The organism is Actinomyces sp. HMT897 (genome assembly GCF_016626125.1).
GTDB lineage: Bacteria > Actinomycetota > Actinomycetes > Actinomycetales > Actinomycetaceae > Actinomyces.
Map to the genome: position 1 here is coordinate 1,457,237 of NZ_CP067336.1, position 19,097 is coordinate 1,476,333.

Annotated in this window: 11 protein-coding genes and 1 tRNA gene; 4 read left to right on the forward strand and 8 right to left on the reverse strand. The window is 71.5% G+C overall.

The genetic code is table 11. The features are described 5' to 3' along the window. Positions 1–120 precede the first annotated feature (120 nt). Together rsmI and JJJ15_RS05895 are read left to right on the forward strand one after the other, a co-directional pair. Positions 121–1,125: a 16S rRNA (cytidine(1402)-2'-O)-methyltransferase gene (rsmI, locus tag JJJ15_RS05890; RefSeq protein WP_106109876.1), complete on the forward strand. Its 1,005-nt coding sequence runs from the start codon at positions 121–123 to the stop codon at positions 1,123–1,125. Between the two features lie 2,084 nt (positions 1,126–3,209). Continuing rightward, the gene (locus JJJ15_RS05895; RefSeq protein ID WP_348641495.1) at positions 3,210–5,525 is read left to right on the forward strand and encodes a phospholipid carrier-dependent glycosyltransferase; all 2,316 of its coding nucleotides are present in this window, start codon (positions 3,210–3,212) and stop codon (positions 5,523–5,525) included. Between the two features lie 153 nt (positions 5,526–5,678). Here JJJ15_RS05895 and JJJ15_RS05900 read toward each other — a convergent pair. Then, positions 5,679–5,751: transfer RNA gene (locus JJJ15_RS05900), tRNA-Thr, on the reverse strand. Between the two features lie 467 nt (positions 5,752–6,218). Here JJJ15_RS05900 and JJJ15_RS05905 point away from each other — a divergent pair. Beyond that, entirely contained in the window at positions 6,219–7,265 is a 1,047-nt protein-coding gene (locus tag JJJ15_RS05905) for an asparaginase (protein ID WP_200511766.1), read from the forward strand. A 4-nt stretch (positions 7,266–7,269) separates the two neighbouring features. Here JJJ15_RS05905 and JJJ15_RS05910 read toward each other — a convergent pair whose 3' ends face one another. The 5 genes from JJJ15_RS05910 to JJJ15_RS05930 all read right to left on the reverse strand — a co-directional run bounded on the left by JJJ15_RS05910 (position 7,270) and on the right by JJJ15_RS05930 (position 14,343). Beyond that, the gene (locus JJJ15_RS05910) at positions 7,270–8,913 is read right to left on the reverse strand and encodes an alpha/beta hydrolase (RefSeq protein ID WP_246742184.1); all 1,644 of its coding nucleotides are present in this window, start codon (positions 8,911–8,913) and stop codon (positions 7,270–7,272) included. A gap of 870 nt (positions 8,914–9,783) precedes the next feature. Then, positions 9,784–10,902, reverse strand: coding sequence for a DNA polymerase III subunit delta' (locus JJJ15_RS05915; RefSeq protein WP_246742240.1), 1,119 nt, complete (start codon positions 10,900–10,902; stop codon positions 9,784–9,786). A gap of 485 nt (positions 10,903–11,387) precedes the next feature. Further along, the gene (gene tmk, locus JJJ15_RS05920; RefSeq protein WP_200511768.1) at positions 11,388–12,242 is read right to left on the reverse strand and encodes a dTMP kinase; all 855 of its coding nucleotides are present in this window, start codon (positions 12,240–12,242) and stop codon (positions 11,388–11,390) included. Further along, complete coding sequence (locus JJJ15_RS05925) at positions 12,239–13,066, reverse strand: hemagglutinin (RefSeq protein WP_246742185.1); 828 nt, start codon at positions 13,064–13,066, stop codon at positions 12,239–12,241. Before JJJ15_RS05925 ends, tmk begins: the two co-directional genes overlap by 4 nt. A 758-nt stretch (positions 13,067–13,824) precedes the next feature. Further along, the gene (locus JJJ15_RS05930; RefSeq protein WP_200511769.1) at positions 13,825–14,343 is read right to left on the reverse strand and encodes a SprT-like domain-containing protein; all 519 of its coding nucleotides are present in this window, start codon (positions 14,341–14,343) and stop codon (positions 13,825–13,827) included. Between the two features lie 842 nt (positions 14,344–15,185). Here JJJ15_RS05930 and JJJ15_RS05935 point away from each other — a divergent pair. Then, a complete protein-coding gene (locus JJJ15_RS05935) occupies positions 15,186–15,509 on the forward strand; it encodes a heavy metal-binding domain-containing protein (protein ID WP_106109881.1) in 324 nt (107 codons plus the stop codon). Between the two features lie 536 nt (positions 15,510–16,045). On the opposite strand, the gene JJJ15_RS05940 is transcribed toward JJJ15_RS05935, so the two are convergent. Then, a complete protein-coding gene (locus JJJ15_RS05940; RefSeq protein WP_348641496.1) occupies positions 16,046–17,566 on the reverse strand; it encodes an MFS transporter in 1,521 nt (506 codons plus the stop codon). A gap of 646 nt (positions 17,567–18,212) precedes the next feature. After that, the gene (locus JJJ15_RS05945) at positions 18,213–19,022 is read right to left on the reverse strand and encodes a 2-C-methyl-D-erythritol 4-phosphate cytidylyltransferase (RefSeq protein ID WP_200511770.1); all 810 of its coding nucleotides are present in this window, start codon (positions 19,020–19,022) and stop codon (positions 18,213–18,215) included. Positions 19,023–19,097: the final 75 nt, after the last annotated feature.

Below are 19,097 nucleotides of genomic sequence, written 5' to 3' on the forward strand. Positions count from 1 at the left end.
GGTCAGGGCCGCGGGGATCAGGGCCTTCCACCCCTGCGCCGGCACTGGGGGGAATACGGAAGGAGCCCCGCCACCGCTCCGGTGGTCCTCCGCCCCGGCACCTAGGGGAATACTGGCGCTATGACTGACGTCGCAACGTCTCCCGGACCGGAGCCCCGAGGACCTGGGCAGGCACACGACCCCGCCCGCACGACGTCCTCCGGACCGGAGCCCCAGACCGGCCCCGAGGCACCCCGAGGCGGTCCCACGAGCGCGAGGACCAGCGAGGGCAGAGCCGACGGGTCACCCTGCCTCCCGCTCCCCGGGCAGATCCTCCTGGCCGCCACCCCGATCGGCAACACCGCAGACGCCTCCGCCCGCCTGCGCGCCGCCCTGGAGCACGCCGACGTCGTCGCCGCGGAGGACACCCGCCGCCTGCTCAACCTCGCCGCCCGCCTGGGGCTGTCGGTCGGCGGCCGGGTCGTGGCCTTCCACGAGCACAATGAGCGGGCGCGCACCCCCGAGCTCATTGAGGCAGCCCGCGCTGGCAGCAGCGTCCTGGTGGTCTCCGACGCCGGGATGCCCTCGGTCTCCGACCCCGGCTACCGGCTCGTGGTGGCGGCCGTGGCGGCGGGGGTGAGGGTGTCCGTGGCCCCGGGACCCTCGGCGGTGCTCACCGCGCTGGCCCTCTCCGGCCTGGCCACGGACCGCTTCTGCTTCGAGGGGTTCGTGCCGCGCAGGGCCGGGGAACGGCGTCGTGCCCTGGAGGCGCTGGCCGGGGAGCGGCGCACCATGGTCTTCTTTGAGTCCCCGCGGCGTACCCACGACACCCTGGCGGCCATGGCGCGGGCCTTTGGCGAGGACCGACCCGCCGCCCTGTGCCGGGAGCTGACCAAGACCCACGAGGAGGTGGTCCGCGGCAGCCTGGAGCACCTGGTTGAGGCCACGTCGGGGCAGGTGCTCGGTGAGGTCGTCCTGGTCGTGGCGGGGGCCCGGCCGGAGTCGGCCGACCCGCACCAGGCCGCGCTCGCGGCGCTGGCGCTCGCCCAGGAGGGCGTGCGGCTCAAGGAGGCGGCTGCCCGGGTGGCGGGGGAGAGCGGGCTGCGCCCCAACGAGGTCTACCGCGCCGCCCTGGCCCTGCGCTGACCTGGCGTCCCGGCGGGTGAGGGGTGCGCGCCAGGCCGGGTACGACGCCTGCCTGCCCGGCACTGCCGTCCCGGCGGGTGAGGGATGCGCCAGCGGCGAGATCCGCCGCGCCCCACGACGCCCCGACAGCCAAAGAGCACGGTACCCCGGCGATCAAAGAGGGCATGTTGGCGGCGATTTCCTTCCACGTCCCGTTGTGGCGTCCCGGCGGGTGAGGGACGCGCCAGCGGCAAGGTCCGCCGCGCCCCACGACGCCCCGACAGTCAAAGGGGGGCGCAGTCCGGTACCGCCCCCAACGGATACGGCTGTACACAATCCGCCCTGCGCCAGGTACTCCTGCACCGGATACTCCTGCACTCCAGCTAACGCCTGTCCTCATAGCCTGGAGGCGCCTTGGCTCGTATCTTCAGTTCCGTTTTACAACGCCACCGGTCCCCCACAGTCCGGAGGCGCCTGCCCCTCACATTCCGTTCACGCAGGTAGCCGCCTCCTGCACAGGACGCTCTCCCTGCGCGCCGACACTTCTCATTGCCCGCAATGCCTGGTCTGGGGAAACGACGCTCCCCTGCACGCCACGCCGACACTCCGCCCGCCGTGCGGGCTCCTGGCCCGGCCCCTACACGGACAGTGCCGACTCCGCCACCAGGCCCCTGGGGCGCTGGACTCCGGCCCGACCCCCACATGAGCGGCGCGGACCCTCAGGCCCCTCCAGACGGTGGACGCCCCGCCGACGGGTCCCAGGTCATCGCCGCCCTACACTCAGGCCCTTCCAGACGGTGGACGCCCACTCCGGCCCGACCCCTACACGGGCGGCGCACCCGGAAGGTTATTCAGGGGGCCAGCAGCGCAACAGCCGGTTCTGTCGCAATCTGAGGATCAGAACTGACCCCACCCCGTCCTAGACTTTGTGCGTTTAATGTCCACGCAGGTCAGAGGCTCGGACCTCGGTAGGGTTAAGAGTGCTCGCCGTTCTGATCCTCAGATTTGGACACGCGAGAGAACCGGACTACCAGATAGGCGACAAACAATCTAGAGCACCGCATAAAGTTCGCCACATGTGCGCCGAGAGCGGCGAGGGACCTGCCCTCACGATCAGTTACGACCTGCTAGCGCTAAAAGAGTTGTCTCGTGAGGCCAGGTCGGAGGCGGTTCTCCTGGCGGAAAGAGAGGGTGTGGCCTCGGCAAGCCCTGCCAAGACAAGGTCGTGGCGATCCTCCTAACGGAGAGGGACGGTGCGACGCCCAGGGGAACATTTTGTGCACAAGGTAACCGATTGCGCAGAAAGTGACCTAGATTCGTTACCTTCTGCGCAAAACGTCACTCTATACACAAAATGTCACCCTGTGCACAAAATGTTCCGCCCTGCACAACCCGCACGCTGCCCTCATTGGACATCCTCGTGCGCGCTGCCGCCCACACCTCTAGCTCCTGCCGACGGGACGTCAGGGCGCCCCCCGCCGGCCTGATATGAGCATGTGCACTACGGTTTCTGCCGACGGAGCGTCAGCAAACTGGGTCGCGCGTCCACCAGGTGGCGCACCCCCTGGTCCCTGCCGACGGCGGCAGCATACCGGCCTCGTCCTCACCGGCACGGCAGGAGAGGCTTGTCCAGGACCAGGAGCTCGAGGTCGGACGCCTCGTCCTCACCGGCACGACAGGAGACGTCCTGTCAACTAAGGCGCGAACAGAACCGCGGGCACCCTCGGTCGTGCCGAGACCCGGGATTTTGACCTGCGTAAACATTCTGGGGAGGGCGGACCCTGACTCTCAGATTGCGTCAAGACCGGGCACCAGACTCGACAGGGCCGTGAATACCCCTCCCGTTCCCACGGAGGGGACGGGCTGACGGAATCCTTGGCACGCGCACGGCGTGCACCCCTCCCGTTCCCAGGAGGGTACGGACTCTTTAGCGGTTGCTCGAGCCGCTTCGACTTACCCTTCCCGTTCCCACGGAGGGGATGAGGCAGGGTTGCGCGCGGGCTTCATCATCCACGCCCTGACCCGTTCCCACGGAGGGGACGAGGCAGGGCGCCTCGTGCCCGGCCGCGGCCCACCTGCTGGCGCGGCATCCTAGACTCACCGTCGTGACTACCTCCCGTGAACCCGACTCCCGGCCCGGCGGCGACACCGCCCCTCCCCCACGCCAGGTGGCCGGGCGCCCGGAGGAGGCGGACGACGCCAGGCCCTCGGCCTCCAGCCCCGCCCAGGCCTCCCCGGACCGGGCGGACCAGGCCGCCCCGGCCCCAGACGCCCCGGTCCCGGCCGCCCCAGGCGCTTCTGCCCAGCCCCACCCTGACCAGGCCCCCTCCGACCGCCCTGACCAGTCGGACGAGACGCCCACGGACGCCTCCCCAAACCAGGCGGACCAGGCCGCCTCGGCCCCGGACACCTCGGCCCCGGACACCCCAGACGCCTCGTCCCAGCCGAACCTCACCCCGGACGCCCCGGACGCCCTGGACACCCCGACCGCCCCGGACACCCCCACCTGGGCGGCTCTGGCCCCCGCCCCTCCGCCACCCACCCAGGCGGAGGCCACGGCGTCGAGCGTCCTCACCGCGCAGGCCACAGCCCTCCTCGACCCCCAGCAGGCCAGCGCCCAGGACGACCAGAAGGCCCAGGCACCCCGCAGCGAGGACCTCCTGCGCCGCCTCCTGGGCCTGGACCCGCTGGGCTGGACCCTGCCGGTGGCCGTGCGCGTCAGCGGGTGGGTGGCGACGGCGCTCGTCACCCTGGTGGCAGCCGTCACACGCCTGGTCGGCCTGGGGCACCCCTCCACCCTCGTGTTCGACGAGATCTACTACGCCAAGGACGCCTGGTCGCTGTCCCACGTGGGCTACGAGACCTCCTGGCGCGAGGGGGCGGACGCGGCCTTCGCCCGGGGCGACACGTCGCTCATGACCACGAACCCGAGCTACGTGGTCCACCCCCAGCTCGGCAAGTGGCTCATCTCCCTGGGCATGGACATCACCGGCCCGGGCCACGCCGCGGGATGGCGGCTCATGCCCGCCGTCGCGGGGATCGCCACCGTCTTCCTGCTGGCCCGGCTCACTATGCGCCTGACCCGCTCCCCGCTCCTGGCCGGCCTGGCGGGCCTGCTCCTGGCGATCGACGGCGTCGGCATCACCGAGTCCCGTATCGCCCTCCTGGACGTCTTCATCGGCTTCTTCGCCACCCTGTCCCTGTACTGCCTGGTGCGGGACCGCCAGTCCTCCCGCGCCCAGCTGGCCCGGGACCTCGCAGGAACGCCCGCAGGCACCACGCCCACACGCCTCCACCTGAGGCCCTGGCTCCTGGCCACGGGCGTGGCACTGGGCCTGACCTGCTCCATCAAGTGGTCGGGCCTCTACCTGACCATGGTGGTGGGAATTATCGCGGTGGCCTGGGACGTCCTGGCCATGTACCGGACCAAGGTGCCCTACTGGTTCGCCTGGGGGATCCTGGTGCGCGGCGGCGGCGACTTCCTGCGGACCGTGCCCGTGGCCCTGGCGGTGTACGTGGCCGGGTGGTGGTCATGGTTCACCCACCCGCGCGCCTACAAGCACGGCTGGGCGGCAGCCATCCGCGCGACGGGTGAGCGCGTGCCCCGAGACTGGCTGCCGGACCCCCTCAACGACCTGCTGGAGTACCACTACCAGGCCTACGAGTTCCACACCCACCTGCACGACCCCCACCCCTACATGTCCAAGCCGTCCGCCTGGCTCCTCCAGCTGCGGCCCACGTCCTTCCACTGGCTCGACAAGAAGGCGGACCTGCCGGGCGCCACCTGCAGCTCGGGCGACTGCGTCCAGGCCATTACCTCCCTGGGGAACGTGGCGGTGTGGTGGTCGGCCTTCATCGCCCTGGTGACCCTGCTGGTGGTCCTGGCGGGGATACGCCGCGACTGGCGCGCCTGGGTGCCGCTGGCCGGCTACCTGGGCCTGTACGTGCCCTGGTTCCTGTACTGGGAGCGCACCATCTTCCAGTTCTACACGGTGGCCTTCGAGCCCATGGTGGTCCTGACCCTGACCCTCATGCTCGGACAGGTCGCGGGACTACTCACCCCGACGCCGGGAGGCGCGGCCGAGTGCGCTGAGACCGCCGCGCTGCGGGCGGGCAGGATCGGCCCGGGCATCGGCGCCCCCCGCGGGCCCCTGGCGCTCTTCCTGGGCTTCGGCCTGACCTCCCCTCGACGCAGGTGGAGGCGGTTCCTGGAGCAGTTGACGACCTCCAGGCGGGCACGGGTGCTGACGTACGTGACCGGGGTGCCCTCGTGGCGTCTGCGCCGTGAGGGCGTGGTCCTGACCGCGGTGGTGGTGGTCCTGGCCGTCGCCTGCGCGCTGGCCTGGTGGCCCATCTGGACGGCGCACACCGTCGACAGGAGCTTCTGGTACTGGCACATGTGGCTGCCCTCCTGGATCTGAGGGCCGCCGGTCGCGTCCTCAAGGTAGCCTTGGGCTGCCGCAGCCGCCAGACTGAGCCGCCCGGGGCTGCCGTACCTGCCACCGGCCCCGCAGGCCAGCGGCGTAGTATCAATGAGAAAGGGCCCCGGCATGACGCCGGGGCCCGGGACCGGGAGCCGCCTGTGGGAATCGAACCCACGACCTATTCATTACGAGTGAATCGCTCTGCCGACTGAGCTAAGGCGGCCTGCCGCCCAGTGGCGGCGCAGGAGACTGTACCGGCCGGTGAGCCGACCACGCAATCCGCAGGCGCCCGACGCCGTCGTGGGCCTGGACACAACCGGGGTCGACGCCGTCGGCCCCACGTACCCGTAGGAGACCCATGGACCGTGCTACCACGCCCCGACCCGGCCGCCCCCGAGGTGGCCGACGTAGCCCCCACCAGCCCGGCCTCCGCTCCCACTGGCGCCCCAGGCACCAGCGCCCTGAACCCCGGGGCGGTGCCCCAGCCCACCAGCCCGGCCCCCAAGGCGCCCAATCCCACCGGCACCCCGGGCACCAGGGCGGCGCCCAAGCCTACCGGCACCCCGGGCACCAACCCGGCCCCCGCGGCGGCTCCCCGGCCCACCGGCGCCCCGGCCCCCAAGGCACCCAAGCCCAAGCCCACCAACACGCCGGACGACGTCGTGCTCGTCAGGACCAGGAGGCCTAGAGGTGCGCGTCCACGTCATCTACACCGGGGGCACCATTGGCATGGTGGACTCCCCCCGCGGCCTGGTCCCGGGGGCCGACCTGGAGGGCTGGCTCACCCGCCTGCTGGACCGGCCCCGGAGGCCCGGACCCGGTCAGGACGGCCCGGGCCCGGACGACGTCACGCTCACCAGCCTGGACCCGCTCATTGACTCCTCCAACGCCACCCCGGCCTCCTGGCAGCAGGTCATTGACACCGTCCGCGCCCTCGCAGCCCCCGACACCGGCTCTACGGCCCCCGGCACCGGCCCTGCGGCCTTCGTGGTCCTCCACGGCACCGACACGCTGGCCTACACCGCCGCCGCCGCGTCCTACGCCCTGACCGACCTGCCCCACCCGGTGGTCCTCACCGGCAGCCAGCTGCCGCTGGGGGTCCTCGGCTCGGACGCGGCCGGTAACGTCACCGGCGCCCTGGTGGCCGCCACGAGCGGACGGGTGAGCGGGGTGAGCCTGTTCTTCGGGCACCGGCTCCTGGCCGGCAACCGCGCCACCAAGACGAGCTCGTGGGCCTACGACGGCTTCGACTCACCCGCCACCCCGCCCCTGGCGCGCGTCGGCGCACCCTGGCGGTGGTACCCGGCGCCCCCGGCCGGTACGGGCTGGCCGGCCCCCCGCCCCTATGCCCGCCAGGACGTGGTGGTCCTGGACCTGGTCCCGGGCATCACCGCCCGACGCCTGGAGGCGCTGCTCACGCCCCTGCCCGACGCCGTCGTACTACGGGCCTTCGGGGTGGGCAACGCCCCTGGCGCCGAACCGGGTCTGACCGGGGTCGTCAAGGAGGCCGTGGAGGCCGGCACCGCAGTGGTCGTGGCCTCCCAGTGCCATGAGGCGCGCGTGCGCCTGGGCCGCTACGAGACCGGCGAGGCGCTCACCCGTGCCGGGGCGGTCGGGGCCGGGGACATGACCCTGGAGGCGGTTTACACCAAGATCGTGTTCCTGCTCTCCCAGGGCCTGCGCGGGGGGAGGCTGTCCGACGCCGTGGGGCGCGACATCGCCGGGGAGGTCACCTAAGGCCTCACTTGCTGCCGGAGCACCTCAGGCCCTCCTCGGGCAGCTGGCCGGTCAGGAGGTAGGTGTCCACGGCGTCGGTCACGCAGGCCCCGCCGCGGCCGTAGGCGGTGTGCCCATTGCCCTCCCAGGTCAGGAGCCGGCCGGAGTCGAGCTGCCTGGCCAGGGCCTCGGACCAGGCGTACGGCGTGGCCGGGTCCCCGGTGGTACCCACCACCAGGATCGGGGCGGCGCCGCTGGCACGGATCTCGGTGCGCTCGCGGGTGGAGGTGTGCCCCCAGATCTTGCAGTACAGGTCGGAGTAGGCCAGCTCCTCGCCGAAGGTCGGGGAGGCCTCCCTCAGCTCGGTCGCCTCCTGGTCCCACACGGCGGCGTCGCCCTCCACGGGGTAGTCCAGGCAGTTAATGGCGTTAATGACCTCGTCCCCGTTGCCGGAGTAGGTACCGTCCTTGCTGCGGGAGGCGAACAGGTCGCTAATGTACAGCAGGACGGAGCCGTCGTCCTGCTTCATGGCCTGGGTCAGTCCCTGGGAGAGCACGTTCCACGCCTCGGACTGGTAAAGGACGTCCAGGACGGCCGACCAGGCCAGGGAATAGGTCAGGGGTCGGGAGGGGTCGGCGGTCCTCAGGGGGCGGTTGCGGGTGGACTCCAGGAAGGCCTGGATCTGCTTGACACCGGAGTCCACGTCACCGGTCAGCGGGCAGTCCTTGCCGCCCAGGCAGTCGGCGACGTAGGCGCGCAGGGCCGCCTCAAACCCCTGGGCCTGGCCCTGGGTCAGGGCGGCGGCGCTCAGGGTGGGGTCGACGGCGCCGTCGAGCACCATGCGCCCGACGTTGCCGGGGAAGAGCTCGGCGTAGGTGGCCCCCAGGTAGGTGCCGTAGGAGTAGCCCAGGTAGGTCAGGGCGGAGCTGCCGGACAGGGCGCGCAGGATGTCGAGGTCCTTGGCGGCGGAGACGGTGTCAATGTGGTCCAGGAGCCCGGTGGTGGTGGTGTTCGTGGTGCAGGCCTGGGCCATGGCGGTCGCGGCGGACTCCACGCTGGCGCGGTAGGCGGCAGCGTCGGCGGAGGGCTTGGTGGCGTAGGGTCCCTGGCCGGAGCGCTGCTCGTCCAGCTGGGCGTTGGTCAGGCAGTCCACGGCGGTGGAGGAGCCCACGCCGCGGGGGTCGAAGCCGATGACGTCGTAGGAGTCCAGCAGGTCGGAGGAGAAATGGCTGTTAATACCGCCCACGAAGTTGACGCCGCTGCCACCGGGGCCCCCGGGGTCGGTGAAGAGCGTACCCATGGCCTTCTTACTGGCCGGGCGCTTCTTGAGGGCGATCTGGATGGTGGGCCCGTCGGGGGCCGAGTAGTCCAGGGGGACGGTGACGGTGGTGCACAGGAAGGTCGCGTCCTTGTCGTTGACCGCCGCGATCCCGGCATCCTTGGAGCAGGGGTACCAGCGGACGTCCTGCTCGTAGAAGCGTGACAGCTCGGGTGCAACCGGGGTGGGCGTGACGGCGGTGGCCACGCTGACAGGAGCAGAGTCCACCTTCTTGTCCTGATCGGAGCAGGCGGTCAGGGTGGTAGCCGCCAGCAGCACGGCGGCAGCGGCGGCGACGGGGCGCATTCGGCGCGGGGTCGCGCCCGGGGCGTGGGGCAGGTGGGTCTTCATCCCGACAGCCTACGGGGCGCCCGGGGTCGCGGTCCTCCTCCCGCGGACGGAGAGTCAGCGAGGACGGCCCCAACCACCTCCGGGGCCTCGCTGGCCTCCTGCCGCAGACGGAGAGTCAGGCCCGACGCCGCCCCCTGCGCGTCCCCGTCAGGCGCCCCTGGTCGTGTCGGTGCGGGCCAGGTCCCCAGCCCACGGCCACCCCAACAGACCGTGCAGCATAGAGGTCACCACCACCCCAGAAGGACTACTCACCAGAACCTGGAACCCCACCTACGAGGCCAGGATACTGACACAGTACGGCCTGCTCAGCCACATGAAGCCCTTCCACCGCCGCGCACCCGGCACACCAGATAGGGAGGAGGAAGAATCCTGGCGTGAGTGGTGACTACGGGATTGACTGGTCTTCCCTGCGTACCAGGGGCGGGGTGGGTGCGGATCCTGGGCTGATCAGGGCCCTGCTGCGCCCGCCGCGCCACATGGACCGCTCCAGCCTTCGCAGGACCTTGCCCCATGCCGGGGACGGGCCAAGGACCCCGACACCACCAGCGCGGTAGTCGGCGGCCGGGCAGTTACAGCACCGGATCCGGGAAATCCGGACCCGAGCCCCACCCGCTGCCGCCCGCCGCCGGGCAGTACAGCACCGGATCCGGGAAATCCGGAGAGCTATTCACGACTGCGGCCATGCCGAGGGTGGTTTGTCGCAATCTGAGGATCAGAACCGACCCCACCCCGCTCCCGCCTTTGTGCACTTAATGTCCACGCAGGTCAGAGGCCTGAGTCTTGACGGAGCCACGGGTGCCCCTCGTTCTGATCCTCAGATTGCGACACAGGCGGAGATCTGGGCGCACAAACGACGGGAAAATTCGCGCACTACGCCTGGGGACGCAGGGCCACCATCAGGGCCTCAACGGCCAGCAGTGGGGAGACGGTGGAACGCAGCCTGGCCCGGCACTCCTCAATCGCGGCGATCCGGGCCAGGGACTGCTCAGGCCCGGTCGTGGCAGCCACCTGGTCGAGCTCGTCCTCCAGATCCACATTGACCCGCTCGACGTCGCTGCCCATCTGGGTGGCCAGCACGTCACGGTAGAAGGAGAGCAGGTCGATCATGGCCCGGTCCAGGACGTCGGTACGAGCCCGCTTGGCCCGGCGCTTCTGGTCCTCCTCCAGCGCCCGGACCTGGGCGCGCAGGGACGGGGGGACCCTGGCGTCGCCCTCCAGGCCCAGGGCGCGCAGGAGCGCGGCCCTCTCCCGGGCGTCACGCTCGACGGTAGCGTCCTTGGCCTCGGACTCGGCGGCGTCCACCAGGTCGGCGGCAGCCAGGACGGCGTCGCCTACGCTGCGCAGGGACACCGGCGACATGAGCAGGCGACGGCGCCGCTCCCAGGCCCCGGGGTCGGTGGCCAGGTGCCGGGCGAGACCAATGTGGGACTGGCTGGCCCGGGCGGCCCGGGCCGCGAGCGCCGGGTCGGCCCCGTCACGTCTGACCAGGAGCTCGGCGACGGCGTCGGGGTGCGGGACGCGCAGGGTCACCAGGCGGCAGCGGGAGCGGATGGTGGGCAGGACGTCGTCGGCGCTGGGGGTGCACAGGAGCCAGACCGTCTGGGGCGGGGGCTCCTCAATGGACTTCAGCAGCACGTTGGTGGTGCGCTCGGCCATGCGGTCGGCGTCCTCCACCAGGATGACCCGCCAGTGTCCGGTCCAGGGGCGGCGCTGGGCCTCGCCAATGAGGCCCTTGACCTCCTCCATGGTGATCAGGAGCTTCTCGGTGGCCAGGCGCACCACGTCGGGGTGGGTGCCGCTCATGACGTCCCGGCAGGGCTTGCACCGCCCGCAGCCGGGGGTGGGGCCGGTGCACTGCAGGGCGGCGGCGAAGGCGCGGGCGGCGACCGAGCGGCCCGAGCCGGGCGGCCCGGTGACCAGCCAGGCGTGGGTCATGGCCGAGGCCTCCGGACGCGGATTGCGGGGCCGGGCAGGGGCTGGCCGGGGAATGCCGTCCCCCGACTGGCTGGCGCCCTCTGACTGCCCGGTACGCTCCAGCTGCCCGGTACGTTCCGACTGGCCGGCGCCCTCCGTCAACGGGGTATTCCGTTGGGGACGGACTGGCTGCGGCTGGGCGCGGCCGTCCTCCGTCAGCGGGGCGGCTTCTGCTGGCCCCGCGTCGGCCCCCGAGGCCGTGGCCAGCCCGGCGTCAGCCCCCGAGGCCGTGGCCGGCCCGGCGCCCTGCACTACAGCTGACCCCGCGTCAGCGCCCTGCACCGTGGCTGCTGACCCGGTCCCCGGGGCTGTAGCAGGCGCGACCAGCCCGGTGCCCTGCACTGCGGCCGGCCCCGCGTCGGCCCCCGAGGCCGTGGCTGACCCCATATCCGAGGCGGTGAGGCGACCTTCGCGCTCCTCAGCGGCTACCCGGGCCGCCCGGGCCGCCTCAGTAAACCGTGCTACCACGGCCTCCTGGCCGACGACGTCGTCCCAGACGCTCACCGCCCCACCTCCTGCGCCCGCTGGGCCAGCTGCTCCGTACTCCCCCGAGCTGGCTGCTCCGTACTCCCTCGAGCTGGCTGCTCCGTACCCTGCTGGGCCAGCCGCCCAGCGCTCCCCCGACGGGCCAACCGCCCCTGGGCGAGTCGTTCTCGCAGCAGCGGGAGCACCGCCGCGCTGACCTGGCGTCCTACCGCCTCAATCTCCTGGGCGGCGTCGACCACCACGAAGCGATCCGGCTCGGCGGCGGCCAGGTCCAGGAACTCCTGGCGCAGGGTGGCGCGGAAGGAGTCAGGCTCCTGCTCGATCCGGTCGCCCAGGCCCCGCTCCCTGGCGCGCTGGGCGGTCAGGGCGGGGTCGGCGTCGAGCAGGACGGTCAGGTCCGGCAGGAGGGAGCCGGTGGCCCACAGGGAGAGGTCGCGGACCTCCTGGGGTCCCAGGGCGCGGGCGGCCCCCTGGTAGGCCACGGAGGAGTCCAGGTAGCGGTCGGTGAGCACGACGGCGCCGCGCTCCAGGGCCGGGAGGATACAGGTCGCCACGTGGTGGGCACGGTCGGCCGCGTACAGCAGGGCCTCGGCGCGGGGGGAGACGTACCCGCCGTGGAGGAGGAGCCTGCGGATGGAGGCGCCGAGCTCAGTGCCTCCCGGCTCCCGGGTCAGGACGTACTCGACCCCGGCCTCCTTCAGGGCAGCCTCCAGGAGGCCGATCTGGGTGGTCTTGCCCACGCCGTCGCCCCCTTCCACGGAGATGAGCAGGCCGGTCCCGGGGCGGGCGGGCAGGTCCGCGACCTGGGTGGGCGACCCCGCCTGGGGGCCGGTCCCAGGGCGGGCGGGCAGGTCTGGCGAGGTGGTCATGAGCCTGCCTCCGGGGTCGAGGGCGTGGGGTCGCCGAAGAAGGTGCGGAAGTAGCCGTAGAAGTTCCAGTTGCCCCAGGAGGTGCAGGAGTCCCCGCCCGAGGCCGCCGCCTGGTTGGACTGGTAGGGCGTGTAGTCGTACAGGCCCGCGGTGGACTGGGTGGCGGCGGTCAGGTCCGCGGCCCCGCAGTCGGGGTCGGCGGAGTAGGCCACCTGCGTGGTCACCCCCTGGACCACCCCGTACTCCCAGGGGTTGAGGCGGTAGAGCTGGAACTGGGAGGCGGCGGCGTAGATCTGGTGGAAGAAGCCCCCCCACTGGGCGTTGCAGGTGGCCCCGTCCGGGCAGGCGTAGCCCGCGGCCGCCTCGTAGGCCCGGGCGGTCAGGGTGCGCCCGGAGGCGGTGAGCAGCCCCTGCTCCTTCTGGATGAGGACCAGGAGGACCTGGGGGTTGATACCGCAGGCGGTGGACACCTTGGAGACGATCGCCGCCGCTGTCTCGCCCTTGGCCCCGCGGTAGGCCTCACAGGTGCTCGTGGCCTCCTTGTCCTCGGTGTCGAAGGTGGACGCCGCCAGGCAGGGGGTGCCGTCAATGCCGGGGACGCAGCCGTCGTTGACGGTGGAGATGAACCTGGCGACCTCGGCGGAGGTCATGGCCTGGCTGTTGTAGAAGACCTCGTCGTCAATGAGGTGGTTGGGATCGTAGCCGGTCATGTCCAGGGAGACGGGGGCGGGGGAGCTCCTGCTGGTGGACCCCGGGGAGGAGGCGGGAGGGGACATGAGGTTGGCGACAATGAGCCCGGCCATGAGGGTGGCGGCAAAGGTCACCAGGGCAATGGTCACCGGGCTGGCCGTGCGACGACGGCGCCACCAGGGACCCGTCAGGGGGACCCACGCCAGGATCCGGGAGGCGGTGCCCGGGGTGCTGGCGGATCCAGGCGTGCCGGACCTAGGGGCACTGGCGACGTCGGGGGTACCGGACCCGGGGGTGCCAGCGGATCCAGGGGTGACAGGGGTGCCGGACCCGGGGGTAGCGGCAGACCCAGAGGCAGCAGGGGTGCTGGCGGATCCGGCCTCCTGCCCGTTCCCCGGCCCCGTGGGTGACGCCCCTTCGCGGGCCGACGCCGAGCGCGCCGTCGGTCCCGACGGTGACTGCGACCGACCCGGCCCCGACTGACGGCCGGAGGGCGCAGCACGACGAGGGCGAGGGGGGCGGCGCGGAGAAGGCAAGGACATCACCGCCATGCTGCCACACTCATGCCCGGCTCCCGGGCAGCCCTGCGGTCAGGACAGAGCGACACGTCTTGCACTGGGGTCCGGGTCACAGACGACAGCAGTCGCCCGGACCTAGACCCCAACCTGCATGAACCACCTACCGCGATCATTACCTGCGCTTGATCAAGCCGCAGGTCGAGCATCGTAACTGGTTTGTTGTGTATGGTTGAAGTGTGTATGTGCCACAATCTGGACAAAGATGACCTTTTGCCATGTTTAACCACCTCCTTTATGTGGCTTGTCGTATCTACCACTAATAGAATCGTAGCCCCGCCGGAGCCAGGTCACCAACATCGGCATCAATACCTCGGTCAGCCCTCAGCTGCACGCAGACGCGCGAGGACGTGGACGTACCGCTCCCCTATGTCCTGGTGGGCCACCGGGTGGCCGTCACGGCTCCAGGCCATGAGGTGCCTCAGGTCAAAGCGGCGCGAGCAGCGCGAGCAGGAGAGCGGGACGGTCGGGCGGCGTATCCGGCTGACCTCGTGGCCCGCCGGGCACACCCCTACCCACCGTCCCGGGACGCGGGGTGCGTCAGCGGCCACGAGCCGCGCGCCGCTGCCCCCGAGCCGCCGGGCCTCGGCACGCCAGACGGCGTCGTGCCCGTGGCGGGTGCCGACCCGGGCGTGGGCAATCTCATGGACAACGGTCTCGCGGACCTCGGCCTGGGAGTAGAGGGCCATGAGGTGGCGCGAGAGGGTGATACGGCGGCGGCCGTGGTCGCAGCTCCCGGCGCGACGACGGGCCCGGTCCCAGGCCAGGTCCCAGTCCCCGACCCCGTGCTCGTCCATGAGGGAGCGCGCCAGGGCCAGGACGTCGGGCAGATCCATGGTGGCAGGGTAGCGGCTGGCCCGCGCCCTTGTGCGGGTAGACGCCCTCGTGCGGGCGAGCCTCCCCTAGCGTGGGCGAGCGTTCCGACGTCGGGGCTCGCCGGCGACCTGTCAGCTGCAAGCGTCCCCTCGCGTGGGCGAGCCTCCCAGCACGACGAGACCGGGTCCGATCCCGGGAGCGTCCGGGAGCAGCTGGCCTGCTGGTGGCCCACGGCACCTAAGTCCGGCCTGCCCCGAGGGCGTCCCCTGGTGCGGGCGAGCTTCCCCTCGCATAGGTGAACGCACGTACCCCGCCGCCGACACCGGCTTGGGAATGCGAGCTTCCCCTCGCGTAGGTGAACACGCCGGTACCTGACCTCATCCGGGTCCTGGTAGGCGTGGCGTCCCCTCTCGTAGGTGAACGCCCTCTGACCCAGATGAACGCCCTTTCATACGGTTGAACGCGCTATAACCCAGATGAACGCTACTCTAGGTAGCGTTCACCTATATAAAAGCGCGTTCACCTGCACAAAGTGGCGTTCACCCGCACAAGAAGGCGTTCACAGATGAAACCACCCCACCAGCAGGACGAAGACCAGCACGCTCACCTACGCAAACAGGCGTTCACCCGCACAAGGTGGCGTTCACCCACACGAGGGCACGCCCTGTGCCCCTACCATCCCACGGTAGTCGCGCAGGGCACGCCCACCCACACGAGGGCGCGTTCACCTTGAGCTGGCCCGGCCCCGGCGCTTGCGACGGAACTGGCCACGACGTCGGGAGACTGCAAGGATGGATGAGGCGGTGTCCCGGTCCACCGGGAGCACCCGACCGTCTTACCAGGAACCATGAAGGAGCCGCCCATGCTCGTTACCACCACCCCCACCGTCGAGGGCTACCCCGTCACCCAGTACCTGCGCGTGGTCTGCGGGGAGACCATTGCCGGTGTCAACGCCTTCAAGGACATTGCCGCGGGCTTCCGCAACCTGGTCGGCGGGCGCGCGGAGTCCTACGAGCGTGAACTCATGCAGGCCCGGGAGACCGCCCTGGCTGAGATGGTCCAGCGCGCCCAGGAGCTCGGGGCCGAGGGCGTGGTCGGCGTGGACATTGACTACGAGACCCTGGGGGCCGACAACGGCATGCTCATGGTCACCGCCTCGGGCACGGCGGTACGTTTTAGTCGCTGAGCGGGGCCGTGCGCGGTTCTGCGCAGAAGGCAGCCGACTGCGCGTAGGACGGGTCCGGGCTGCTTTCTGCGCAGAACGTCATCTACGCACACAATGCTCCCCTGCGCCCAAGGGCCAGACGACGGCCAGGACGCGGGTGGCGGGAGCGCCCCTGGCCCTCTTCATGCGAGGGCCAAACCATGAGCCGTCCCTGCCGCGGTCGGCAAGCCCTCCCCTTGCGTGCGGGGCCAACGCCCTCCTTCGGCCGCACCCCCGAGAGCGAGGGCGCCCTCCCCTTGCGTGCGAGGGCCAACGGCACACCGTCGCCGACGGCATGACCGCCATCGGGCCCCTGCGCACCAGGCCCGAGCCCGGGCGACCCCGGCTGGCCACCCAGTCACCCGGGCCCCACACGCGCAAGGAACTAAACAGGCCGACGCCGAGGCCTTCCGGCGAGCGTGCCCGCGCACCGGGCCCCACGCGCACGAGGCCCAGACAGACCACCCACCTGACCGTCAGACCGGGAGCCAGCCCGCCTTGCACCGTCAGACCGGGAGTCAGTCCAGGTCGGTAATGTGCCCCTTGGGGTCGGAGACCCGCAGCATGAGCACCATCCCCAGGACGAGCACCAGCACGATCCCCAGGATCCCCCAGTACCCGGCCTGGTCCTTGCCGACCACGAACGCCCCGCCCCAGATGGCCACGCCGTACATGGCCGGGGCCAGGAAGGATGCCGCGCGCCCGGTGGTGGCGTAGAGGCCGAAGATCTCCCCCTCACGCCCCTTGGGAATGAGCCGGGCCAGGAACGTGCGCGACGCCGACTGGGCGGGCCCCACGCACGAGGACAGCAGGAGCCCCAGCGCCCAGAAGGTGACCGGGCCGCCGTCGTGCAGCGCGAAGATCAGCAGGCTCATGACCACCAGCACGGCCAGGCTACCCATAATGACGCGCCGCGGCCCCAGCAGGTCGTCCAGGTACCCGGAGACAATGGTGACGACGCCGGCTACCACGTTGGCGACAATGGCGAAGACGAGGACGTCGTCCTGGGTGAAGCCGAAGGTGCTCTTGGCGATAATGCCACCGTAGGTAAAGACCCCGGCCAGCCCGTCACGGTAGATGGCGGCGGCCAGGAGGAACCACAGGACCTCGGGGTGGGAGCGGTAGAGGCCCACGAGGGTGCGCCACAGGCGCCGGTAGGAGGACAAGACGGACTCGCGCCGGGCGGGGCTGGCCACGCCGCCTGAGGCGGACTCCCAGTCGGCCGGCTCGCTCTCCATAGCGGCCTGGTCGCGCGCCGAACCCCGGGTGGCGGAGTGGGCCAGGCGGGCCCGACGGCGTCGGGCGGAGCGCCCGGACTGGCTGAGCAGGAGGGGGAGCGCGGACAGCCCGAGCCAGGCGGCGGCCACGAGCATGGACACACGTATGTTCAGGCCGTTGGCGTCGCTGACCCCGAACCAGTTGCCCTCCTTAATGAGCCCGTAGTAGAGGAGGAGCATGAGGACGATCCCGCCCAGGTAGCCCATGCCCCAGCCCAGCCCGGAGACCGCGCCGACGCGGTCCTTGGTGGTCAGCTGGTTGAGCAGCCCGTTGTAGTTGACGCCCGCCAGCTCGAAGAAGATATTGCCCACCCCCAGCAGGGTGATGCCTGCCCACAGGTAGCGGTGCTCGGGGATAATGAGGTAGAGGGAGGCCGAGACGGCCACCACGACGGCGGTGTAGACGCCGAGCCAGAAGACGGTACGTCCCTGGCGGTCGGCGCGCTGGCCGGTGACGGGGGCCAGCAGGGCGATACAGGCCCCGGCGACAGTCAGCCCCAGGGACAGGGCGGAGGTGTTCTCCGTGGACTTCCCGAAGCCGGGGTTGGTGGTCAGGTAGACGGTGAAGACGAAGGTGGTGATGACGGCGTTGAAGGCCGCCGACCCCCAGTCCCACAGCCCCCAGGCCAGGACCGGCCAGGTCAGCAGGCGTGAGTGGTGGGGCACCATGGTGCCGGGGCCGGGGGTGGTCTCAGGACTGTCCGACGGCGGTGCCCAGTTCTCGTCCTGGGCTGACCGCGGGGGTGGGGATGATGGGGTCATGCACGCAGCCTACGGCTCCTGGCGGCGCTCGTCGTACCAGGCGACGGCGACGCGCGGGGCAGGAACTTGTACGCCAGGGCGGCTGCTCGGCGAGACGTCCGAAGCCGCCAGGTCGGCGGGCAGGAACTTGTACGCCAGGGCGGCTGGCCCTGCGCGTGTGCCCGCCTGGGAGCCTGGGTGACGGCTGACCCCGACGTCGACGGTCAGCCCCGCGCACGTGCCAGCCCGCGCGCCACAGGCGAGCCCGAGCCGATGTTCACCTCGCCAGCCCTGCACGTGTACCCGCTGGCGCGTGCCTGCGCCCCGGTACACACCGGGCCGCGGCAGCCAGCTGGCCCCGCCCGCGCGTACCCGTCGGCGGCCAGCCCGCGGCTAACCCGCGGCCGACCCGTGCCCGCTGGCGGCTGGCCCCGCGGTCACCCCCGCGGTATCCGCGTCATCCTCTAGGACCTACGGACACCTCTGCAGGACGTCGTGCGTTCTGCAAGAACCAGAGCGGTCCTTAAAAAGGACCCTGCTACACGTCCAACCCTCTGAACACCCCGCCCGTTCTCACGACCAATAAGTACCGTTCTCACGACGAACAAGTACCGTTCTCGCGAGCAATAAGTACCGTTCTCGCGGACGGGGGACGACGGGGGACGGCCTAGGCCCGGCTCGTGCCCAGGAGGGTGCGGGCCAGGGCCAGGTCCCGGGGCGTGGTCACCTTAAAGGCCAGGGGGTCCCCGGCCACGACGGTGACAGGCCGTCCGAGGGCCTCCACCAGGGAGGCGTCGTCGCTGGCGGCGCGGTCCTCGTCCTGGGCCCGGCGGGACCCGACGTGGTGGGCGGCCACCAGGACGGCGGTCTCAAAGCCCTGAGGGGTCTGGACGGCGCGCAGCCGGGAGCGGTCCGGGGTGCCGACGACGAGCTCCGGGGAACCGGCCGGGGCCAGCTCCACCTCCTTGACGGTGTCGGCCACGGGCAGGGCTGGGATCACGGCGCAGGCACCGCCGCGCACGGCCCCCACCACGCGCACCACCACCTCCGGGGGGGTCAGGGCCCGGGCGGCGTCGTGCACGAGGACCACGTCGGCGTCGGGCACGGCGCGCAGAGCGGCCTCCAGCCCCCGGGCCACACTGGCCTGGCGGGAGACGGGCGAGCCGGCCACGACCTCAATGGTGCAGGCGGGCTCGCTCACGCCGTCGGGCAGGCTGTCCGAGGGTGCCGGGGCGAGGCCGTCAGCCTCACCCTGGAGGGCACCGTGCAGGCCGCTGACCTGGGCGGCAAAACGCGCCAGGGAGTCAATAGGGGCGGTAACCACAATGTGGTTGACGACGCCGGAGTCGACCAGCCCCTGGGCGGCACGGCGCAGGAGCGACTGCCCCCCCACCTCGACCAGGGCCTTGGGGCCGTCCGCCCCCAGGCGGGTCCCCGAACCGGCTGCTGTCAGGACCGCCACCGCGTGTGTGCTCATGGGGAGATCCTACCGGTCACCGGGGCCGGGGCGAACCAGCGCCTCTGGTGGGTTGCCACGCACCCGCCCCGGGAC